This window comes from Lichenibacterium minor, assembly GCF_004137685.1.
Taxonomy (GTDB): Bacteria; Pseudomonadota; Alphaproteobacteria; order Rhizobiales; family Beijerinckiaceae; genus Lichenihabitans; species Lichenihabitans minor.
Map to the genome: position 1 here is coordinate 75,455 of NZ_QYBB01000011.1, position 20,204 is coordinate 95,658.

The following is a 20,204-nucleotide window of genomic DNA, read 5'->3' on the forward strand; positions in this document are numbered from 1 at the left end:
CAAGAAACTCGTCATGCTTTCGCGCCATGACCCGCCCCGGATCGCGTCGCTTCCCCGTCCCGTCCCTCGCCCTGCTGATCGCGCTCGCGGCGTCGCCGGGGGCGGCATCGGCGCAGGCCGTCGACTGCTCGGCCCTGCGCGCCGCGATCGACGCGGCGGGGCGGACCGCCGATCCGGCGCAGGCGGACGCGGCCCTGCAGCGCCAGCGCGACGAGATCGTCCGCATGCGCGACGCGGCCAGCCGGACGGGCTGCGGCGACGGCCTGTTCGACGACCCGGACTCGACGCCGTGCCGCGCCCTCGCGCGCCGCATCGGCCTGCTCCAGGTCGGCCTCCAGCGGCTGCAGGACCGGGCATTCCGGGACGATCCCGCCGGCGACGGCCGGAGCCGCGACCTCCAGGCGCGGTTCGACGCGGAATGCTCGGCCGATCGCGCCGAGGACGCGCCCGTCACCACGGTGCCGGTCGACCCCGACGCCCCGCCCGGCCCCGCCGCGGCGCCCAAGGCCAGCCGCGTCCTCTGCGTGCGGCATTGCGACGGCGCCTTCTACCCGTTGGCGGTCTCCGTGGCGGCGGACCGCATGCCCGACATGGACCGGATCTGCCAAGCGCAGTGCCCCTCGGCGGAGTCGTCCGCCTACGCGGGCGACGACGGCGACGTGTCGGGCGCGACCGCGACGGACGGCTCTCCCTATTCGGCGCTGCCGACGGCGTTCCGATACCTCAAGGGCCCCAGCCAGGCTTGCGCCTGCCGGGCGCCGCATCAAAGCTGGTCGGCGGCGCTGGCGGGGGCCGAGGCCCTGCTGCAGCCGAACAAGGCCGACGTCACCGTGACGGCGGAACTCGCCGCCTCCATGGCGCGGCCCGTGCCGGCCGCCCGGGCGGCGGTGCCGGCCGCCGCGAAGCCGGCGCCGAGCGCCCCGAAGAAGAAGGCGAAGTCGCCGCCCTCGCTCGCGGCGCCCTCGCCCCTGCCCGACCGCGACCTCACGCGGGAGTTCCGCGGATCCGATCCCACGCTCTAGCGCGGCCGATCAGCGGCAGCAGTCCCTTGAGGTCGGGCCCCGCGTCGCGCGCCGTGAGCGCCAGCCGCAGCGGGTGGAACAGCGCCCGGCCCTTGCGGCCGGTGTCCGCCTTGAGCGCCGCCGTCCAGGTCGCCCAGGTGTCGCCGTCCCAGGGTTCGGACGGCATCGCCGCCGCGGCGCGCGTCAGGAAGGCGGCGTCCTCGATCACCGGCTCGACCACGTCCTCGACGACGCCCCACCATTCGGCGGCCTCGGCGAAATGCGCGAGGTTGCCCCGCACGGCGTCCCAGAACGGCTCGGCCTTGGCGCCGACGATGCCGAACAGCGCGAGGCGCGGCGCGACGGCGGCGAAGGGCAGGCCGTGCAGCACCTTCGCCGACAGCGTGCGGAGTTCCGCCTCGTCGAACCGCGCCGGGGCGCGGGACAGGCGCGACAGGTCGAACCCTTCGGCGAGCTCGTCGAGCGACGCCACCGGCCGCAACGCCGACGACGATCCCGTCATCACCGCCATGGCGGCCACCGCCAGCGCCTCCACCCCCTCGTCGCGCAGCGCTCCGATCGACAGCGCGCCCGAGCGCTTCGACAGGCCGTCGCCCGACGCGGTCGTGAGCAGGTTGTGGTGCGCGAAGGCGGGCGGGGGCGCCCCCAGGGCCTCGAAGAGCTGGATCTGCACGCCCGTGTTGGTGACGTGGTCCTCGCCGCGGATCACGTGGGTGATGCCGAGGTCGATGTCGTCGACGACGGACGGAAGCGTGTACAGGTAGCTCCTATCGGCCCGGACCAGCACGGGATCGCTCAGCGACGCGCAATCCACCGTGCAGGGACCGCGAACCCCGTCGTCCCAGGCGACCGTGCGGCCGTCGAGCCTGAAGCGCCAGTGGGGACGCCGGCCCTCGGCCTCGAAGGCGGCCACCTGCTCGGGCGTCAGGCGCAGGGCGGCGCGGTCGTAGACCGGCGGCAGGCCGCGCGCCTGCTGGCGCTTGCGGCGGCGGTCGAGCTCGTCGGCGGTCTCGTAGGCGGGATAAAGGCGCCCCTCCCGCTTCAAGCGCTCGGCTGCGGCGGCGTAGAAGGCGAACCGGTCAGACTGCCGCACCACGAGGTCCGGGCGCACGCCGAGCCAGTGCAGGTCCGCCTCGATCGACTCGGCGTATTCGACGCGCGAGCGCTCGACGTCGGTGTCGTCGAAGCGCAGCACGAAACGACCGCCGGAGGTCCGCGCGAAGAGCCCGTTCAGCAGCGCCGGACGGGCGTTGCCGATGTGGATGCGACCGGTGGGGGACGGGGCGAAGCGGACGACGGGTGCGGACATGCCGAACCTATGGCGGACCCGCCCCGGACGCGCAACGCGGCGCCGTCACGCCGCCCGGCGCGGCGGCCCCGCGGCGGCCAGTTCGGCGACCTCGTCGTCCGTGAAGACGCGGCTCCGGGTGAGGAAGCGCACCCCTTCCGGCGCTTCCACCGAAAAGCCGGCGCCGCGCCCCGGCACCACGTCGATGAGGAGTTGCGTGTGCTCCCAATAGGCGAACTGCGCCGCTCCGATGAAGAAGTCGCAGCCCGCGATGGAGCCCAGGTGCACGTCCTGCGGGCCGACGCGGAAATCGCCGACGGGGAAGCACATCGGGGCCGAGCCGTCGCAGCAGCCGCCCGACTGGTGGAACAGCAGGGGCCCGTGCTGGCGCTTCAGCCGCTCCAGCATGGCCGTCGCCGCCTCGGTGATCTCGACCCGCTCGACCATGCCGCCCCCACCCCGTCGTCGATCCGCTCCGCCCGCTGCCTCGTCCCGCTCAGAAGAAGCCGAGCGCGTTGGGCGAGTAGCTGACCAGCAGGTTCTTGGTCTGCTGGTAGTGGTCCATCATCTTCAGGTGGTTCTCGCGGCCGATGCCCGACTGCTTGTACCCGCCGAAGGTCGCATGCGCCGGGTACAGGTGGTAGCAGTTGGTCCACACGCGGCCGGCCTGGATGGCGCGTCCGAAGCGGTAGGCGCGGGTCCCGTCGCGCGTCCACACGCCGGCGCCGAGCCCGTAGAGCGTGTCGTTGGCGATCGACAAGGCTTCGTCCTCGCCGTCGAACTTGCACACCGAGACCACGGGGCCGAAGATCTCCTCCTGGAACACCCGCATGCCGTTGTGGCCTTCGAGCACCGTGGGTTCGATGTAGAAGCCATCGCCGATCTCGCCCCCGAGGTCGGCGCGCTTGCCGCCGGTGAGCACCTTGGCGCCTTCCTGGGCGGCGATGTCGAAGTAGGACAGGATCTTCTCGAGCTGGTCGTTCGACGCCTGGGCGCCGATCATCGTCGACATGTCGAGCGGGTGGCCCTGGCGGATCTTCTTCACCCGGGCGATCGCCCGGTCCATGAAGCTGTCGTAGATCTTGGCGTCCACCAGCGCCCGGCTCGGACAGGTGCACACCTCGCCCTGGTTCAGGGCGAACATGGCGAAGCCTTCGAGGCACTTGTCGAAGAAGGCGTCGTCGTGGTCCATCACGTCGGCGAAGAAGATGTTGGGCGACTTGCCGCCGAGTTCCAGCGTCACCGGGATGATGTTGTCGGACGCGTATTGCATGATGAGCCGGCCCGTCGTCGTCTCGCCCGTGAAGGCGATCTTGGCGATGCGCTTGCTCTGGGCCAGCGGCTTGCCGGCTTCCAGGCCGAAGCCGTTGACGACGTTGACCACGCCGGGCGGCACGATGTCGCCGAGCAGTTCCATCAGCACCAGGATGGACAGCGGGGTCTGCTCGGCCGGTTTCAGCACCACGCAATTGCCGGCGGCGAGCGCGGGCGCGAGCTTCCACGTCGCCATCAGCAGCGGGAAGTTCCAGGGGATGATCTGGCCGACGACGCCGAGCGGCTCGCGGAAGTGGTACGCGACCGTGTCGTTGTCGATCTCCGACAGGCTGCCCTCCTGGGCGCGGATCACGCCCGCGAAGTAGCGGAAATGGTCGACGGCGAGGGGCAGGTCGGCGAGCGTGGTTTCCCGGATGGGCTTGCCGTTGTCGAGCGTCTCGATCATGGCGACGAGCTCGAGCTTCGATTCCAGCGTATCGGCGATGCGGTTGAGCACCTTGGCGCGCTCGGCCGCCGACGTCTTGCCCCAGCCGTCCTTGGCCTTGTGGGCGGCGTCGAGCGCCAGTTCGACATCGGCCGCCGAGGATCGCGGCACCTGGCACAGCACCTTGCCGGTGACGGGGCTCGGGTTGTCGAAGTAGCGGCCCTCCACGGGCGCCACCCATTTCCCGCCGATGTAGTTCTCGTATTTGTCGCGGATCAGGACCTGCTTCTGCACTTGGTCGAGCGCTTGCTGGAACATCGTTTCCTCCCGGGGTCGATCGCGCCGTTCGGCGTCGTTCGCATGGTCGAGGGAAACGAGGTCGGTCGGCGTCGGCGCCGCTGTGCCCGATCCCACGATGGCGCCAGTCTGCGCTCGCGATCCGGCGCGGTCAACGACGGGCTCAACCGTCGGGCTTCGCGCCGAGCCGTCACCGTCGAGCGACCCGTCCCGAGGCGGGGGACCTTCCTGCGCCGATCCCCACGCCCAGGCTCGCCTCGGCGGGACGGGTCAGTCCAGCTCGACGACCAGGCCGTCCTGCAGCGTCACCCGCCGGTCCATGCGGGCCGCGAGGTCCATGTTGTGGGTGGCGATCAGGGCCGCGAGCCCCGTCGCCCGGATCAGCGACGTGAGGGTCGCGAAGACGTGGTCGGCCGTGCGGGGGTCGAGGTTGCCGGTCGGCTCGTCGGCCAGCAGCATGCCGGGGGCGTTGGCGACCGCCCGCGCTATGGCGACGCGCTGCTGTTCGCCGCCCGACAGTTCCGCCGGCCGGTGGCCGGTGCGCTGGCCGAGCCCGAGGAAGGACAGGAGCTCCGTCCCCCGCTCCCCCGCCTCGCGCTTGGTCAGGCCGGCGATCATCTGCGGGAGGACGACGTTCTCCAGCGCGGTGAACTCCGGCAGCAGGTGGTGCGCCTGGTACACGAAGCCGATGGCGGTGCGCCGCAGCGCGGTGCGCTCGGGGTCGCCCATGGCGGCCGTCGGCGCGTTCCCGACATACACCTCGCCGCCGTCCGGCTTTTCGAGCAGGCCCGCGACATGGAGCAGGGTCGACTTGCCGGCGCCCGAGGGGGCCACCAGCGCGACGGACTGGCCGGGCCACAGCGTCAGGTCGGCGCCGCGCAGGATGGACAGCGTCGCCTCGCCCTGGCGGTAGGTGCGGACGACGGCGGACAGCGTCAGGGCCGGAGCGGAAGACATCATTCGTACCGCAGCGCTTCGACGGGATCGAGGTTAGCGGCCCGCCACGACGGGTAGACGGTCGCGAGCAGAGACAGGGCCAGGGCCATGCCGGTGACGGCCAGGACGTCGCCGGGCTGGATCACCGAGGGCAGGTGCGACAGGAAATACAGCTCGGAGGGGAACAGGTCGGCGTGCATCAGTCCGTTCAGGAAGGTGCGGATGCGCTCGACGTTGCTCGCCACCAGCACGCCGAGCGCGAGGCCGGCGAAGGTCCCGCACACGCCGATGGACGCCCCGGCGATGAGGAAGATGCGCAGGATCGAGCCGCGCGACGCCCCCATGGTGCGCAGGATGGCGATGTCGGAACTCTTGTCCTTCACCAGCATGATGAGGCCGGAGATGATGTTGAGCGCCGCCACCAGCACGATCAGCGTGAGGATGATGAACATGACGTTGCGCTCGACGTTCAAGGCGTCGAAGAACGTCTTGTTGCGCTGGCGCCAGTCCGTCATCACCGCGGGGCGCTCGATGGCGCGGTCGAGCTTGAGCCGCACGGCGTCCATATGGTCGGGATCGTCGACGAAGACTTCGACGACGGACGCTTCGCCGTCCTTGTTGAAGTAGCTCTGCGCTTCGGCCATCGGCATGTAGACGAAGGAGGAGTCGAACTCCGACATGCCGATCTGGAAGATCGCCGTCACGGGATAGCTCTTGATGCGGGGCGCGACGCCGAACGGCGTCTGGGCGCCCTTGGCGGTGAGCACCGACATCTGGTCGCCGATCGACAGGCCGAGCGATTCCGCCAGCCGTTGACCGATGGCGACGCCGCCCGACTTGTCGAAGTCGTCGAGCGAGCCCTGGACGACGTGTCCCTCGATGCCCGGGAGGCGGCGCAGGTCGGCGCCCGAGATGCCGCGCACCAGCGCGCCCGATTGGTTGAAGGGCGACGAAACGCCGGCGGCGCCCTCGATCATCGGGATCACCAGCTTGACGCCCGGCACGGCTTCGAGCCGCTTCGTCACGGCATCGTAGTCGGTGAACGGCGTGTCCGTGGCCTGCACGAAGACGTGCCCGTTGATGCCGACGATCTTGTTCAGCAGTTCCTGCCGGAAGCCGTTCATCACCGACATCACGACGATCAGGGTCGCGACCCCGAGCAGGATCCCGGCGAAGGAGAAGCCGGCGATCACGGATACGAAGCTCTTCTGGCGCCGCGCGCGGAGGTAGCGCAGCGCCACGATCCATTCGAAGGGCGAGAAGGCGCGCGTCGTCCGCGCGGGGCCGCGCGGCGCGGAGGCCGCCGCCTGGGCCTGGGCCATGGTCATGCGGCGATCCTCGTGTTCATGTCAGCGCGCGACGGCCGCGGTGAGGCTCTTCAGCTTGGACAGGGCCTCGTCGGGCGCCAGCAGTTCCTTTTCGCCCGAGCGGCGGTGCTTCAGCTCGACCTTGCCCTCGGCCAGGCCCTTCGGGCCGACCAGGACCTGGTACGGCACGCCGATCAGGTCGAGGGTGGCGAATTTGGCGCCCGGCCGCTCGTCGCGGTCGTCGTAGAGGGCGTCGACGCCGGCGGCGAGCAGGCCCCGGTACAGCGCTTCGCAGGCCGCGTCCGTGTCCGGGTTGCCGACCTTCAGGTTGGCGATCCCGACCGTGAACGGCGCGACGGCGTCCGGCCACAGGATGCCGTTGTCGTCGTGGCCCGCCTCGATCAGCGCCGCGACGACGCGCGACGGGCCGATGCCGTAGGATCCCATGTGGACCGGCACGGTCGCGCCGTCCGGGCCGCTCACCACGGCCTTCATGGGCTCGGAATATTTCGTGCCGAAATAGAAGATGTGGCCGACCTCGATGCCGCGGGCCGAAAGGCGGCTCTCCTCCGGCACGGCCTCGAAGCCGGCGGCATCGAACTTCTCGCTCGTGGCGGCGAAGCGCGACGTCCAATGGTCGACCACCGCCTGCAGCCCGGCAGCGTCGTCGAAATCGATGTCGGAGGGGGGCGGCGCGAAGCCGAGGTAGTCGCGGTGGCAGAACACCTCGCTTTCGCCGGTCGAGGCCAGGATGATGAACTCGTGGCTGAGGTCGCCGCCGATCGGGCCGGTGTCGGCCACCATGGGGATGGCGGTGACGCCGAGCCGCGCGAAGGTGCGCAGGTAGGCCACGAACATGCGGTTGTAGCTGTGGCGGGCGCCCGCGGCGTCGAGGTCGAAGGAATAGGCGTCCTTCATCAGGAACTCGCGGGAGCGCATCACGCCGAAGCGGGGGCGCACCTCGTCGCGGAACTTCCACTGGATGTGGTACAGGTTGAGGGGAAGGTCCTTGTAGGAGCGGACGGAGGCGCGGAAGATCTCCGTCACCATCTCCTCGTTGGTCGGGCCGTAGAGCATCTCGCGCTCGTGCCGGTCCTTGATGCGCAGCATCTCCTTGCCGTAGTCGTCGTAGCGGCCGGACTCGCGCCACAGATCGGCGGATTGGACGGTCGGCATCTTGATCTCGATCGCGCCGGAGCGGTTCTGCTCCTCGCGCACGATGGCGTTGACCTTTTCCAGCACGCGCAGCCCCAGCGGCAGCCAAGCGTAGATGCCGGCGGATTCCTGCCGGATCATGCCGGCGCGCAGCATGAGGCGATGCGACACGATCTCAGCTTCCTTCGGCGTCTCGCGCAGGATCGGCATGAAGTATCGGCTGGAGCGCATCTGACAATCGTTTCTGGACTCGGGCGCGACCGATGCCGCACCCCGGATGGGGCTGATAAGCGCAGGCGTCGCCAAAACACAAGGCGGCAGCGACCTCGCGCGGAGCTTGCCGCGCCAGCGTGGCGGTTCTGCGGTTGACGGCGCGACGACCCCGCGCAGCCTCGGGCGTGCCGCCCCGCCCTCGGGCCCTCAGTCGCCGAGGCCGCGGTCCCAGCCCGCCTTGGTTTCGGCGACGACGTCGTCGAGCCGCCGCGCCGCGATGGCGGCCCGCAGCCCCGCCATCAGGCTTTGGTAGTAGCTGAGGTTGACCCAGGTCAGCAGCATCATGCCGAGGATCTCGTCCGACTTCACCAGGTGGTGCAGGTAGGCGCGCGAATAGTCCCGCGCCGCCGGGCAATCGGACGCCTCGTCGAGCGGCCGGGGGTCGGCGGCGTGGCGGGCGTTGCGCAGGTTGACCTTGCCGAAGCGCGTGTAGGCGAGGCCGTGTCGGCCCGCGCGGGTCGGCATCACGCAGTCGAACATGTCGACGCCGCGCCGCACGGCTTCCACGAGGTCGTCCGGGGTGCCGACGCCCATCAGGTAGCGCGGCTTGTCGGCCGGCAGGTGCGGCTCGACGGTCTCGATGGCGGCGAGCATGTCGGCCTGCGGCTCGCCGACCGCGAGGCCCCCGATGGCGATGCCGCCGAACGGCATGGCGGCGAGCTGCTTCGCGCTTTCGACGCGCAGCGCCGCCACCGTGCCGCCCTGCACGATCCCGAAGCAGGCGCGTCCGGGCTTGGCCTCGAAGGCTTTCAGGGACCGCTCGGCCCAGCGCAGCGACAGCAGCATGGCACGCTCGACCTCGGCGTCGGGCGCGGGCAGGCGCACGCATTCGTCGAGCTGCATCTGGATATCGGAACCGAGCAGCGCCTGGATCTCCATCGAGCGCTCCGGCGTCAGGGCGTGCTTCGAGCCGTCGATGTGGGATTGAAAGGTGACGCCGGTCTCGTCGAGCTTGCGCAGCTTCGCGAGGGACATGACCTGGAAGCCACCGGAATCGGTCAGCATCGGCCCGGACCAGGTGCTGAACCTGTGCAGCCCGCCGAGTTCGGCCACGCGTTCGGCGCCGGGCCGCACCATCAAGTGATAGGTGTTGCCGAGCACGATGTCGGCGCCGAGCTCCCGCACCTGGCCCATGTACATGGCCTTGACGGTGCCGGCGGTGCCGACCGGCATGAAGGCCGGCGTGCGGATCGTGCCGCGGCCGGTGTGGATCAGGCCCGTGCGGGCCGCGCCGTCCTGTCCCAGGTGCTCGTACCTGAATGGGAGGTCCTGGCGGGTGTCGGCGGTCATCATGCGGGGTCCGGCCGCGGCGCGGCGCTGTCGGCGGCGGGGGCGAGGAGGCTCGCGTCGCCGTAGGAATAAAAGCGGTAACCGGCGCCGATCGCATGCGCGTAGGCGGCCTGCATGGCGTCGAGCCCCGAGAAGGCCGACACCAGCATGAACAGCGTCGAGCGCGGCAGGTGGAAGTTGGTCATCAGCCGGTCGACGCAGCGGAAGCGGTAGCCGGGCGTGATGAAGATCGACGTTTCGCCCGCGAAGGGGCGGATGATCCCGTCCTCGCCCGCGGCGGATTCGAGGATGCGCAGCGACGTCGTGCCCACCGACACGAGGCGACCGCCGCGGCGGCGGGCGGCGTTGAGGGCGTCGGCCGTTTCGGCCGACACGGTGCCGATCTCGCCATGCATGCGGTGCTCTTCCGTCGTGTCCGCCTTCACCGGCAGGAAGGTGCCGGCGCCGACGTGCAGCGTCACCCGGTGCAGCGCCACGCCGCGCGCCCGAAGCGCGTCCACGAGGTCCGGGGTGAAATGGAGGCCGGCGGTGGGGGCCGCCACGGCGCCGGGCCGGGCGGCGAACAGCGTCTGGTAGTCCGACGCGTCGGCATCGTCGCCGGCGCGGCGGTGCTCGATGTAGGGGGGCAGCGGCATCCGGCCGACGAGGGCCGTCGCGGCGTCGAGTTCGTCCCCGGCGCGGTCGAAGGTGAGGCTGACCTCGCCGCCGTCCTTGTCGGACGCGCGGGCCGACAGCGCCACCGCGCCGCCCGCCTCGAAGTCCAGCGCTTCGCCGTCGGCCAAGCGCTTGGCGGGTCGGACGAACGCCCGCCAGCGGTCGGCGGCATCGCGCCGGTGCAGCGTCACCTCGATGCGGGCGACGTGCCCGCCGCGGCGGCGGATGCCGAAGAGCCGCGCCGGCACGACGCGCGTGTCGTTGACCACCAGAGCGTCGCCGGGCTGCAGCAGCGTCGGCAGGTCGCGGACGGCGCGATCGACCAGCGGTCGCGGGGCGCCGGGGTCCACGGCGAGCAGCCGGGCGGCATCGCGCGGGGACGCCGGCCGCAGCGCGATGGCGGACTCCGGCAGGGTGAAATCGAAGGCGTCGACCAGCATGGGATCAGGATGCGAGAAGGCCCGGCCGGCGGGACGCCGACCGGGCCGAACGGGGTTTCAAACGCTTCGGATCAGCTGATCGTGGCGGTCTTGATGGAATCGGGTTCGCGCACGGGCTCGCCGCGCTTGATCTTGTCGACGTTCTCCATGCCGGAGGTCACCTCGCCCCACACGGTGTACTGCTTGTCCAGGAAGCCGGCGTCGCCGAAGCAGATGAAGAACTGCGAGTTGGCGGAATCGGGGCTCTGGGCGCGGGCCATCGAGCAGGTGCCGCGCTTGTGGTGCTCGGCGTTGAACTCCTGCTTCAGGTTCGGGTACTTCGACCCGCCCGTGCCGGTGCCGTTGGGGCAGCCGGTCTGGGCCATGAAGCCGTCGATGACGCGATGGAAGACGATGCCGTCGTAGAACTTCTCGTTCACGAGCTTCTTGATGTGCTCGACGTGCTTGGGGGCGAGGTCGGGACGCATCTTGATGACGACGGGCCCCTTGGTGGTGTCGAGCGTCAGCGTGTTGGTGTCGGTCATCTTTGGTCCTCGTGGATGAAGCGGATGGCGAAGATTTCGCCGGCCACCGCGGCGCCGAGAGACGGCGACAGCGGCAAGGGTGTGCAGCTTTTAAGCCCCGCGAGCAGAGAATGCGCAAGCGCGCTCTTCTGGTCCGGCGTGGCGGCGTCGCTGTAGGGCACGCGCGGCAGGCCGAACACCGACCCGTCGCGCTTGAACGCCACCCGCAGGGTGATCGAGCCCCAACCGAGGCCGGCGGGTGGCGCGAAGCAGCGGCCGAGCGCCTGCCCGACCTCCACGAAGCGGTTCAGGGTCGGCGGGGCGGCGAAGGTCCGCCCGGCACCGACCGCGACGTTCAGGTGGAAGCCGTGGGCCAGCGCCGGCAGGTCCTCGGGCGCGCCCTCGATCAGCGGCGATGGGCCCGGCCCTTCGGGCTGCACGAAAGTGTCGGGCGGGGGCGACGGCAGGAGGAAGGGCGGCGCGTCCGGGGCGAAGCGCCGACGCAGCAGCGGCCGGAAACCGTAGCGGAACCGCCGCAACTCCAGGCGCGGCCCGATGCGGATCGCCGCGCGCGGGCGCGCTGTGGGAGGCGGCGGCGCGGGCGGGCCGATGCGCACGGGCGCGGCACCGCAGGGCGCGACCGCCCAGGCCGCCGCGAGCGCGCCGACCCCCCATCGCGCCGCGCCGCGCAAGCCGGGGCTACTTGGCCGAGGCCATCCGCATGGTGACGATCTTGTCGGGGTTGGTCACCTTGCCGTTGTCGTCGGATGCGCCCTTCTTGATCTTGTCGACGACGTCCATGCCCGCCGTGACGTGGCCCACGACCGTGTACTGGTTGTTCAGGAACGGCGCGTCGCCGAGGCAGATGAAGAACTGCGAGTTGGCCGAATCGGGATCGGACGAGCGCGCCATGCCGACGGTGCCGCGGGTGAAGGGCGTCGCGGAGAATTCGGCCTTGAGGTTGGGCAGCTTCGAGCCGCCCATGCCGGTGCCGGTGGGGTCGCCGGTCTGCGCCATGAAGCCGCCGATGACGCGATGGAACACGATGCCGTCGTAGAAGTGATCCTTCACCAGCGCCTCGATCTGCTTGACGTGGTTCGGGGCGAGGTTCGGCTCGAGCTGGATGCTGATCTTGCCGTCCTTGGTGGTCATCGTCACCGTGTTGGCGTCGTCGGCCGCGCGGGCCGGGACGGTGGCGAGAGCGACGCCGGCCGCGAGGGCGGCCGAGGACAGGAGGAGATCACGGCGGCGCAGGGTCATGGTGGGCTCTCTGATGGTGTGCGGGCCGGAGATAGGCGGGGGGTGTGACGGTGGCAAGGCGGCGGGTCAGCGACCCTTCGCGACCAGAAGCTCGACGGCGAGCCGACGCTGTTCTCTCGTTCCACGACGTCGAGGGAGGTGAAGCCGACCGGACCGAGGATGGGCGGCAGGATCCGCTCGGCAACCGCACGCACGTCGTCCCGGGTCATGACCGTCTCCCTGTCCACCGAGCTGGACGCATCGCCGCTCGCCCTGGCTCGCGCCTGCCTGTCTTCGGGCACCCCTTCGGACGATCGCGGAACTCCGTCCGATCACGATCCACTTCAGCCTACGCGGCCTCGACCTTCAGCTCCAGCCGCGTGCTCGCCAGCCATTCGCCATTGACCGGGACCGATTGACGGCTCTGCGGCACGTAGCGCCGCCGCTCGAAGAAGGGCCGCGCCGCGTCCGGCGCGTCGACCGCCAGGGCCTTGGCGCCGCGCGCCTTGGCGAGCTTCTCGCAGGCGTCGACCAGCAGGGTGCCGATGCCCCGACGGGCCAGGGCGGGGTCGACGAAGAGCATGTCGATCCGGGCATTGTCCTTCAGCGACGCGAAGCCCGCCGGCGCGCCCGCCATCGTGGCCACCAGGGTCAGCATGGCGGACAGGCGCGCCCCGAAGGCACCCTCGTCCTCGGCCGTCGCCATCCAGGCGGCGCGCTGGTCCTCGTCGTAGTCCTCGGCCGTCAGCTCGTCGACGCTGGCGCCGAAGATGGCGGCCAAGGCCGGGACGTCGGCGGGCAGCATGGGCCGCAGGGCGGGTTTCTCGTCACGGTCGGCCATCACGCTGTCCCCTTTCGGCCCACGTCCCAGCTGGTGGTGCCGTCCTTATTGTCCTTGAGAACGACGCCCAGGGCCGCGAGTTCATCGCGGATACGGTCCGAGTCGGCCCAGCGCTTCTCGCGCCGCGCCGCGAGGCGGTCCGCGATCAGGGCCTCGACGACGGCCGGGTCGACGCCCGTCGACGCGCCGCGCCGTGCCGCCCAATCGGACGGCGCGTCCCCCAGCAGGCCGAGCAGCCGCGCCGACGCCACCCCGGCGGCCCGCGATTCGGCGTGCCCCATCAGCCCGTGCAGCGCCGCGATGGCGCCGGGCGTGTTGAGGTCGTCGGACAGCTCGTCGAGGAAGTCCCGCGCGGGCTCGCCCGCGTCGACGCCCTCGGCCGCCGCGTACCAGCGGTCGAGCGTGCGCTCGGCCTCGTCGAGCGCCTTGGCGGTCCAGTCGATGGGCTGGCGGTAATGGGTCCGCAGCATGGCCAAGCGCAGCACTTCGCCGGGCCAGCTCCGGCCGCCGAACCCGTCCGTGTCCAGCAGCTCGCGGATCGTGACGAAGTTGCCGAGCGACTTCGACATCTTCTGGCCTTCGACCTGCAGGAAGCCGTTGTGCATCCACACCTGGGCCATCACCGGTCGGTGGAAGGCGCAGCAGCTCTGGGCCAGCTCGTTCTCGTGGTGGGGGAAGATGAGGTCGAGCCCGCCGCCGTGGATGTCGAACGTTTCGCCCAGGTGCTTCCAGCTCATGGCGGAGCATTCGAGGTGCCATCCCGGTCGGCCGCGGCCCCAAGGGCTGTCCCAGCCGGGCTCGGCGGGCGTGGACGGCTTCCACAGAACGAAGTCGCCGTCGGCGCGCTTGTAGGGCGCGACCTCGACCCGGGCGCCCGCCAGCATCTCGTCGAGGGTGCGGTTGGACAGGCGGCCGTAGTCCGGCATCGAGCCCACGGCGAAGAGAACGTGTCCTTCCCCGCCCCCGTCGGTCGGCGCGTAGGCGTGGCCGCCCGCGATCAACCGCTCCGTGACGGCTATCATCTCGGGGATGTGGTCGGTGGCGCGCGGCTCCACGGTCGGGCGCAGGCAGCCCAGCGCGTCGACGTCTTCGGTGAAGCCGCGCGCCGTGCCCTCGGTCAGCTCGCGGATGGATACGCCCCGCTCCGCCGCGCGCAGGATGATCTTGTCGTCGATGTCGGTGATGTTGCGCGCGTAGGCGACGTGGTCCGGCCCGTAGACGTGGCGCAGCAGGCGGAACAGCACGTCGAAGACGATGACCGGGCGGGCGTTGCCGATGTGGGCGCGGTCGTAGACGGTGGGGCCGCACACGTAGACGCGCACCCGCTCGGGGTCGATCGGCGTGAAGTCGTCCTTGCGGCGCGTCAGCGTGTTGTGGAAGCGCAATGCCATCCCGGTCCCTCGATCGATGCGGAGCGCCGGGGGCGGCATCGATCGAATGGGTAAACCCGCGTCGTCGCCCGCGCCTCCGGCCCGCCGTCCTGCGACAGGCTCTAGAACAGGCGCGCGGCGAGCGGAAGCATGTGCGTCGGGCCGGCGCCCGTTCCGGCGGTCCCCGTCACGCCGGACGGCGGTAGAGCGTGAGGAAGGCGAAGCCGGCGGGGTGGAGCGGCGCCGCGGCGTCGCGCACGGGCCGGATGCGCGTGGCGCGCTCGCGCTGGCGCAGGGCGCGCTCCGCCATGGCCTGCAACCCCGCCAGCACGGGCTGGTCGGCGCCCGTCATGGCGGCCGCAAGCTCGCGCCAATCGCGTTCGGACGCGTCGCGGGCGAAACCGGACACCAGCGACGAGGTGAGGGCCCCGACCGACAGCCCGGCGCGGTCCGCCTCGGCGCGGACCGCGGCCGCGAAAGGCCCCCCGATCGACGCCACGGCGGCGGCGGCGATGCCCTCGTCGGTGCAGGAATGAAGGATATCGGCCATCAGCATGCAGCCCTCCTCTCGACCGCTCGTCCCCCGGACCGGGGAGCTGCGGACCATCGAAAACGCGTCACCCCCATGACGGCGCCGTCCTGGACGACGATCGGGGAAACACGATGGCCGGTTCGCGGGAGATGATGGCCGAACAATACCGGAAGTGGCAATCGCTTCCGCGAATCGGACCAACATATTTCTACATCCGACAAATCCTCCGCTTTCGGACGCTCGGGGCCTCCGCAGGCGTCACGGCGTCCCGAGGCCGGCCGCGTCGGTCACGGCATGCGTCCAGGCACCCTGCGGCTCCTTCGTGATGACCGGGTCGGAGCCGGACGACAGCAGCACCGCGACGGTCCGGGCGTAGGCGGCGGGGTCGAGCACGCCGGCGGAATCCTTCGTCAGCTTGTTGATGTCGTCCATCATGTGCTTCTGGTGCTCCTCGGTCTGGGCACCCGAGGAATCGTTGTCGAGGACGATCTTCACGGCCTCGTCCGGGTGGGCCTGCGCGTCCTGCCAGCCCCGCATGGAGGCCTTGACGAAGCGGGCCATGCGCTCGGCGAAGGCGGGATCCTTCAGCTTGGGTTCGAGGGCGTAGAGCCCGTCCTCCAGCGTGGCTTCGCCCTGATCGGAATAGTTGAAGACCACGAGCTCCGCGGGCTTCATCCCGGCCTCGATCAGCTGCCAATATTCGTTGTAGGTCATGGTCGAGATGCAGGCGGCCTGCTTCTGGAGCAGCGGATCGACGTTGAATCCCTGCTTCAGCACGGTGACGCCGGGCGGGCCGTCGGTCTTGACGCCGAGCTTCGCCATCCAGGCCAGGAACGGGTATTCGTTGCCGGCGAACCAGACGCCGAGCGTGTGGCCGGGGAAGTCGGACGGTGCCTTCACGCCGGCATCGGCCCGGCAGGTCAGCTCCAGCCCCGACCGTTTGAACGGCTGGGCGATGTTGACCACCGGGGAGCCTTTCTCGCGCGTCGCCAGCGCGGATGGCATCCAGTCCACCACGACGTCGGCGCCCCCGCCGGCCAGCACCTGCTCGGGGTTCACGTCCGGGCCGCCCGGCTTGATGGTGACGTCGAGGCCGGCATCCTTGTAGAAGCCCTTGTCCTTCGCGACGAAATAGCCGGCGAACTGCGCGTCGGCGACCCACTTGAGCTGCAGCGTCACCGGGTCGGCGGCGCGCGCCGCCCCCGTGCCGGACATGGCGGCGCCGAGCGCCGCGAGGCCGAGAATCATCCGCTTCATGGTCCGTTCCCCCGTCATGATCGGCGCCCGCGGAATGACGGGTGCCAGAAGGTCGCGCGCCGCTCGACGAGGGCCACGAGCCCGTAGAGCAGCGTTCCCGACAGCGCCGCGACCGTGATCGTGGCCCACACGGTGTCGATGTTCATGCGGCCGACCTCCGCGTTGATGCGGAAGCCCATGCCGACGATCGGCGTGCCGAAGAACTCGGCCACGACCGCGCCGATCAGCGCCAGCGTGGTGCACAGCTTCAAGCCGTTGAACACGAAGGGCAGCGCGGCCGGCAGCCGCATCTTGCGCAGGGCCATGCCGTAAGGCGCCGCCCAGGTGCTCATCAGGTCGCGGTCGAGCGCGGTGGTGGCGCGCAGGCCCGCATCGCAGTTCACCAGCATGGGGAAGAACGTCATGGCGGCCACGACGGCGGCCTTGGACGGCCAGTCGAAGCCGAACCACATGACCATGATGGGGGCCACGCCGACGACGGGCAGCGCGGACGCGAAGGTGCCGAGCGGCAGGAGCCCGCGCTGCAGGAACGGAACGCGGTCGATCGCGAGCGCCACGAGGGCGCCGCCGCCGCATCCGGCGATGTAGCCCGCGGCGAGTCCCTTCATGGTCTGGGCGAAGTCGGCGGCCAGCAGGCCGGGCGATGCGGCGATGCGGGCCGCGATGGCGCTGGGCGGCGGAAGGATCACGGCGGGCACGCCGAGCCCGCGCACGATCGCTTCCCACCAGAACAGGAGGGTCGCGCCGAAGATCGCCGGGACGGCGACCGCGGCCGCGCGGCCTGCCCAGCCGCGGCGCGGGCCGCGCCGCACGATGAACTCGACCAGCGCCCAGGCGCCGAGCCACAGGGCCGCGCAGCCGCACCATTGCGGCGCCGTCATCGCCCCGCCCCCATGCGGCGCAGCACGGCCGCCTCGACCGCCGCCACGAGCCCGACCAGCGCGGCGCCGCAGGCGGAGGCGACGACCAGCGCGGCCCAGATCTGCACGGTCTGCCCATAATAGGAGCCGGCGAGGAGCCGCGCGCCGAGGCCGCCGTCCTCGCTCTTCGTCACCTCCGCCACCACGGTGCCGACGAGGCTCGCCGCGACGCCGACCTTCAGGCTCGCGAACAGGAACGGCAGGCTGGCCGGCAGCCGCAGGACGCGCAGGGCCTGCCAGCGCGAAGCCGAATAGGTCCGCAGCAGGTCGACGTGCGACGGCTCGGGCGAGCGCAGGCCCTTGGCCATGCCGACCGCGACGGGGAAGAAGGACAGGTAGGCGGCGATGGCCGCCTTCGGCAACAGCCCGGTGACGGACACCTGGGCGAGGATCACCACGATCATCGGCGCCAGCGCCACGATCGGCACCGCCTGGCTGGCGACGATCCACGGCATCAGGCCGCGGTCGAGGCTCGGCACATGCACGACCAGAAGGCTCAGCGCGAAGCCGACCGCGGCGCCGAGCAGGAAGCCCAGCGCCGTCGCCTGCAGCGTGACGGCGGCGTGAAACGCCAGCGAACGCTTCGACGTCGGGGACACGTCGAGGACCGAATGCGCGATCTCGGCGGCGACCTGGTGCGGTGCCGGCAGGCGGGGGTGGCCCTGCGCCCAGGTGCCGGCCACGAAGGCCCGCCACCCGGCATCCGCCGTGCCGGCCCGTTCGAAGGCTTGCCGCTGCCCGTCGGCGTTCATCGCCACCGCCGCCGCGTACCAGGCGGCGACCAGCACCAGCACCACCGTCAGCACCGGGGCGGCGCGGCCGGCGAGCGCGCGCAGGCCGGCGCCGAGGCGGCCCCGGGGCGCGGGGCGGCGGAGCGGGAGCGCGGCGTCAGTCGACATAGGCGTGCCCGGCGCGCAGCCCTTCGCGGACGCGGTGGGCGACGCCGAGGAACGCGGGCGTTTCGCGGATATCGAGCGTGCGGTCCGGCGGGAAGCCGCACTCGACGACGTCGTGGATGCGGCCGGGCCGGGGCGACATGACGACGATGCGGGTCGACAGGAACACCGCTTCGGGGATCGAATGCGTGACGAACACCACCGTCTTGCCGGTGCGGTGCCACAGGCGCAGGAGCTGGGCGTTCAGCTTGTCCCGCACGATCTCGTCGAGCGCGCCGAAGGGCTCGTCCATCAGGAGGAGGTCGGGGTCGAACGACAGGGCGCGGGCGATGGAGGCGCGCTGCTGCATGCCGCCCGACAATTGCCACGGGAACTTGCCCCCGAACCCGCCGAGGTCCACGAGGTCGAGCCCGGCCGCGACGCGCCGCCGCCGCTCCTCCTTCGGGAAACCCATGATCTCCAGCGGCAGCGCGACGTTGCGGGCCACGCTGCGCCACGGGTACAGGGCGGGCGCCTGGAACACGTAGCCATAGGAGCGCTTCAGCCGCGCTTCGCGCGGGCCCATGCCCTTCACCGCGATCGAGCCGGACGTCGCGGATTCCAGGTCGGCGATGACGCGCAGCAGGGTGGTCTTGCCGCAGCCCGAAGGGCCGATCAGCGACACGAACTCGCCGGGGCGGATCGCGAGGTCGACGTGGGACAGGGCGTGGACCGGCCCGTCCCCCGTGTCGAAGACGAGCGACAGGTCGCGGGCCTCGACGGCGAACGGCGACGCCGGCGCCCCGGCGGGATGCGGGACCGCGGCGGCGCTCATGGGCGAACGACGGCCCGCGGCGCCGCGAGGTCGCTCAGGCGGCGCGCCGCCCGCGCTTCGGGCGTGAAGGGCGCGCGGGCGACGAAGCGGCCCCGCCCCCCTTCGGCCTGGACGCGCCCGTCGCGGACCACGACCTCGCCGCGCGACAGCACGGTGCGGGGCAGCCCCGTGCAGTGCAGGCCTTCGAAGACGTTGTAGTCGATGGCGGACACCTGCGTGGCGGCCGAAACGGTCTTCTGCGCCGCCGGGTCCCACACGACGACGTCGGCGTCCGCGCCGACCTCGAGCGAGCCCTTGCGCGGGTACAGGTTGAGGATGCGGGCGATGTTGGTGGAGGTGACGGCGACGAACTCCTCCGGCGTCAGACGCCCTTCGCCGACCCCGCGGGTCCACAGCACGGGCATGCGGTCCTCGAGGCCGCCGGTGCCGTTGGGGATCTTGGTGAAGTCCGAGCGGCCGAAGCGCTTCTGCTCGGTCGTGAAGGCGCAATGGTCGGTCGCCACGACCTGGAGCGAACCGGCACGCAGCCCGTTCCACAGGTCGTCCTGGTTGCGCTTGTCGCGGAAGGGCGGCGACATCACGCGGCGCGCGGCGTGGTCCCAATCGGGGTTGAGGTATTCCCCCTCGTCCAGCACCAGGTGCTGAATGAGCGGCTCGCCGTAGACACGCTGGCCGTTCGCCCGCGCCCGGCGGATCGCCTCGTGCGCTTCGATCGACGAGGTGTGGACGACGTAGAGCGGCACGCCGGCCTGGTCGGCCAGCATGATGGCGCGGTTGGCGGCCTCGCCCTCGACGCGCGGGGGCCGCGAATAGCCGTGGCCTTCGGGGCCGGTGATGCCCTGGGCCAGGAGCTCCGCCTGCAGCGCCGCCACGACGTCGCCGTTCTCGGCGTGGACCAGCGGCATGGCGCCGAGCTCGGCGCAGCGGCGGAACGAGGCGAACATCTCCTCGTCGTTCACCATCAGGGCCCCCTTGTAGGCCATGAAGTGCTTGAACGTGGTGACGCCCCGGGCGACGACCTCCGCCATCTCGTCGCGGATCGCGGCGGACCAGCCGACGATGCACATGTGGTAGCTGTAGTCCGTGGCGGCGGTGGCGGAGCGCCGGTCCCAGTCGGCCCAGGCATCCATCAGCTTCTGCCCGTGCGACGGGATGCAGAAGTCGACCACCATGGTGGTGCCGCCCGCCAGCGCGGCGCGGGTGCCCGACGCGTAGTCGTCGGCCGTGGTGGTGCCCATGAAGGGCATCTCGAGGTGGGTGTGGGGGTCGATGCCGCCCGGCATCACGAGGCAACCCTCGGCGTCGACCGTGTCGTCGCCGCGCAGCCCCGGGCCCACGGCCGCGACCCGCCCGCCCTCGACCAGCACGTCGGCGGGGAAGCTCCGCGCCGCCGTCACCACCGTGCCGCCCCTTATCACCGTCGACATCGCCCGCTCCCACCCTGATCGCCCGACGACGGGCACGCCGCAGT

The 20,204-nt window shown here is 71.3% G+C and carries 20 protein-coding genes; 1 reads left to right on the forward strand and 19 read right to left on the reverse strand.

Features of this window, described 5'->3' with window-relative positions; genetic code table 11:
• Nucleotides 1-26 precede the first annotated feature (26 nt).
• The gene (locus D3273_RS11765) at nt 27-1,022 is read left to right on the forward strand and encodes a DUF2865 domain-containing protein (RefSeq protein ID WP_129226719.1); all 996 of its coding nucleotides are present in this window, start codon (nt 27-29) and stop codon (nt 1,020-1,022) included.
• On the opposite strand, the gene D3273_RS11770 is transcribed toward D3273_RS11765, so the two are convergent.
• The 19 genes from D3273_RS11770 to hydA all read right to left on the reverse strand — a co-directional run bounded on the left by D3273_RS11770 (nt 985) and on the right by hydA (nt 20,160).
• Nucleotides 985-2,331: a glutamate--tRNA ligase gene (locus D3273_RS11770; protein ID WP_129226721.1), complete on the reverse strand. Its 1,347-nt coding sequence runs from the start codon at nt 2,329-2,331 to the stop codon at nt 985-987. The genes D3273_RS11765 and D3273_RS11770 overlap by 38 nt on opposite strands.
• 45 nt (nt 2,332-2,376) lie before the next feature.
• On the reverse strand, nt 2,377-2,757 hold the full coding sequence (locus tag D3273_RS11775; protein ID WP_129226723.1) for a DUF779 domain-containing protein: 381 nt from the start codon (nt 2,755-2,757) through the stop codon (nt 2,377-2,379).
• A gap of 49 nt (nt 2,758-2,806) precedes the next feature.
• Entirely contained in the window at nt 2,807-4,327 is a 1,521-nt protein-coding gene (gene exaC, locus D3273_RS11780) for an acetaldehyde dehydrogenase ExaC (RefSeq protein ID WP_129226725.1), read from the reverse strand.
• 249 nt (nt 4,328-4,576) lie between these two features.
• Nucleotides 4,577-5,266, reverse strand: coding sequence for an ABC transporter ATP-binding protein (locus D3273_RS11785; RefSeq protein ID WP_129226727.1), 690 nt, complete (start codon nt 5,264-5,266; stop codon nt 4,577-4,579).
• Complete coding sequence (locus tag D3273_RS11790; protein ID WP_428977772.1) at nt 5,263-6,570, reverse strand: lipoprotein-releasing ABC transporter permease subunit; 1,308 nt, start codon at nt 6,568-6,570, stop codon at nt 5,263-5,265. The genes D3273_RS11785 and D3273_RS11790 overlap by 4 nt, the downstream gene beginning before the upstream one ends.
• Before the next feature lie 21 nt (nt 6,571-6,591).
• Nucleotides 6,592-7,935: a proline--tRNA ligase gene (gene proS / locus D3273_RS11795; protein ID WP_129226729.1), complete on the reverse strand. Its 1,344-nt coding sequence runs from the start codon at nt 7,933-7,935 to the stop codon at nt 6,592-6,594.
• Between the two features lie 189 nt (nt 7,936-8,124).
• Entirely contained in the window at nt 8,125-9,267 is a 1,143-nt protein-coding gene (gene tgt, locus D3273_RS11800) for a tRNA guanosine(34) transglycosylase Tgt (RefSeq protein WP_129226731.1), read from the reverse strand.
• A complete protein-coding gene (queA, locus tag D3273_RS11805; RefSeq protein ID WP_129226733.1) occupies nt 9,267-10,361 on the reverse strand; it encodes a tRNA preQ1(34) S-adenosylmethionine ribosyltransferase-isomerase QueA in 1,095 nt (364 codons plus the stop codon). Before queA ends, tgt begins: the two co-directional genes overlap by 1 nt.
• A gap of 71 nt (nt 10,362-10,432) precedes the next feature.
• On the reverse strand, nt 10,433-10,885 hold the full coding sequence (locus D3273_RS11810) for a peptidylprolyl isomerase (RefSeq protein ID WP_129226734.1): 453 nt from the start codon (nt 10,883-10,885) through the stop codon (nt 10,433-10,435).
• Complete coding sequence (locus D3273_RS11815; RefSeq protein ID WP_165359464.1) at nt 10,882-11,556, reverse strand: hypothetical protein; 675 nt, start codon at nt 11,554-11,556, stop codon at nt 10,882-10,884. Before D3273_RS11815 ends, D3273_RS11810 begins: the two co-directional genes overlap by 4 nt.
• 7 nt (nt 11,557-11,563) lie before the next feature.
• Nucleotides 11,564-12,124: a peptidylprolyl isomerase gene (locus D3273_RS11820; RefSeq protein ID WP_129226738.1), complete on the reverse strand. Its 561-nt coding sequence runs from the start codon at nt 12,122-12,124 to the stop codon at nt 11,564-11,566.
• A gap of 328 nt (nt 12,125-12,452) precedes the next feature.
• Entirely contained in the window at nt 12,453-12,944 is a 492-nt protein-coding gene (locus D3273_RS11825) for a GNAT family N-acetyltransferase (protein ID WP_129226740.1), read from the reverse strand.
• A complete protein-coding gene (gene cysS, locus D3273_RS11830) occupies nt 12,944-14,335 on the reverse strand; it encodes a cysteine--tRNA ligase (RefSeq protein ID WP_129226742.1) in 1,392 nt (463 codons plus the stop codon). The genes D3273_RS11825 and cysS overlap by 1 nt, the downstream gene beginning before the upstream one ends.
• Before the next feature lie 166 nt (nt 14,336-14,501).
• Nucleotides 14,502-14,870 (reverse strand): hypothetical protein, encoded by a 369-nt coding sequence (locus D3273_RS11835; RefSeq protein WP_129226743.1) that lies wholly within the window; start codon nt 14,868-14,870, stop codon nt 14,502-14,504.
• Between the two features lie 234 nt (nt 14,871-15,104).
• Nucleotides 15,105-16,103: an ABC transporter substrate-binding protein gene (locus D3273_RS11840; RefSeq protein ID WP_245501125.1), complete on the reverse strand. Its 999-nt coding sequence runs from the start codon at nt 16,101-16,103 to the stop codon at nt 15,105-15,107.
• Between the two features lie 14 nt (nt 16,104-16,117).
• Complete coding sequence (locus D3273_RS11845; RefSeq protein ID WP_129226745.1) at nt 16,118-16,984, reverse strand: ABC transporter permease; 867 nt, start codon at nt 16,982-16,984, stop codon at nt 16,118-16,120.
• A complete protein-coding gene (locus D3273_RS11850) occupies nt 16,981-17,922 on the reverse strand; it encodes an ABC transporter permease (protein WP_129226746.1) in 942 nt (313 codons plus the stop codon). The genes D3273_RS11845 and D3273_RS11850 overlap by 4 nt, the downstream gene beginning before the upstream one ends.
• A complete protein-coding gene (locus tag D3273_RS11855; protein ID WP_129226747.1) occupies nt 17,912-18,733 on the reverse strand; it encodes an ABC transporter ATP-binding protein in 822 nt (273 codons plus the stop codon). The genes D3273_RS11850 and D3273_RS11855 overlap by 11 nt, the downstream gene beginning before the upstream one ends.
• Nucleotides 18,730-20,160: a dihydropyrimidinase gene (gene hydA, locus D3273_RS11860; RefSeq protein ID WP_129226748.1), complete on the reverse strand. Its 1,431-nt coding sequence runs from the start codon at nt 20,158-20,160 to the stop codon at nt 18,730-18,732. The genes D3273_RS11855 and hydA overlap by 4 nt, the downstream gene beginning before the upstream one ends.
• Between the last annotated feature and the right edge of the window lie 44 nt (nt 20,161-20,204).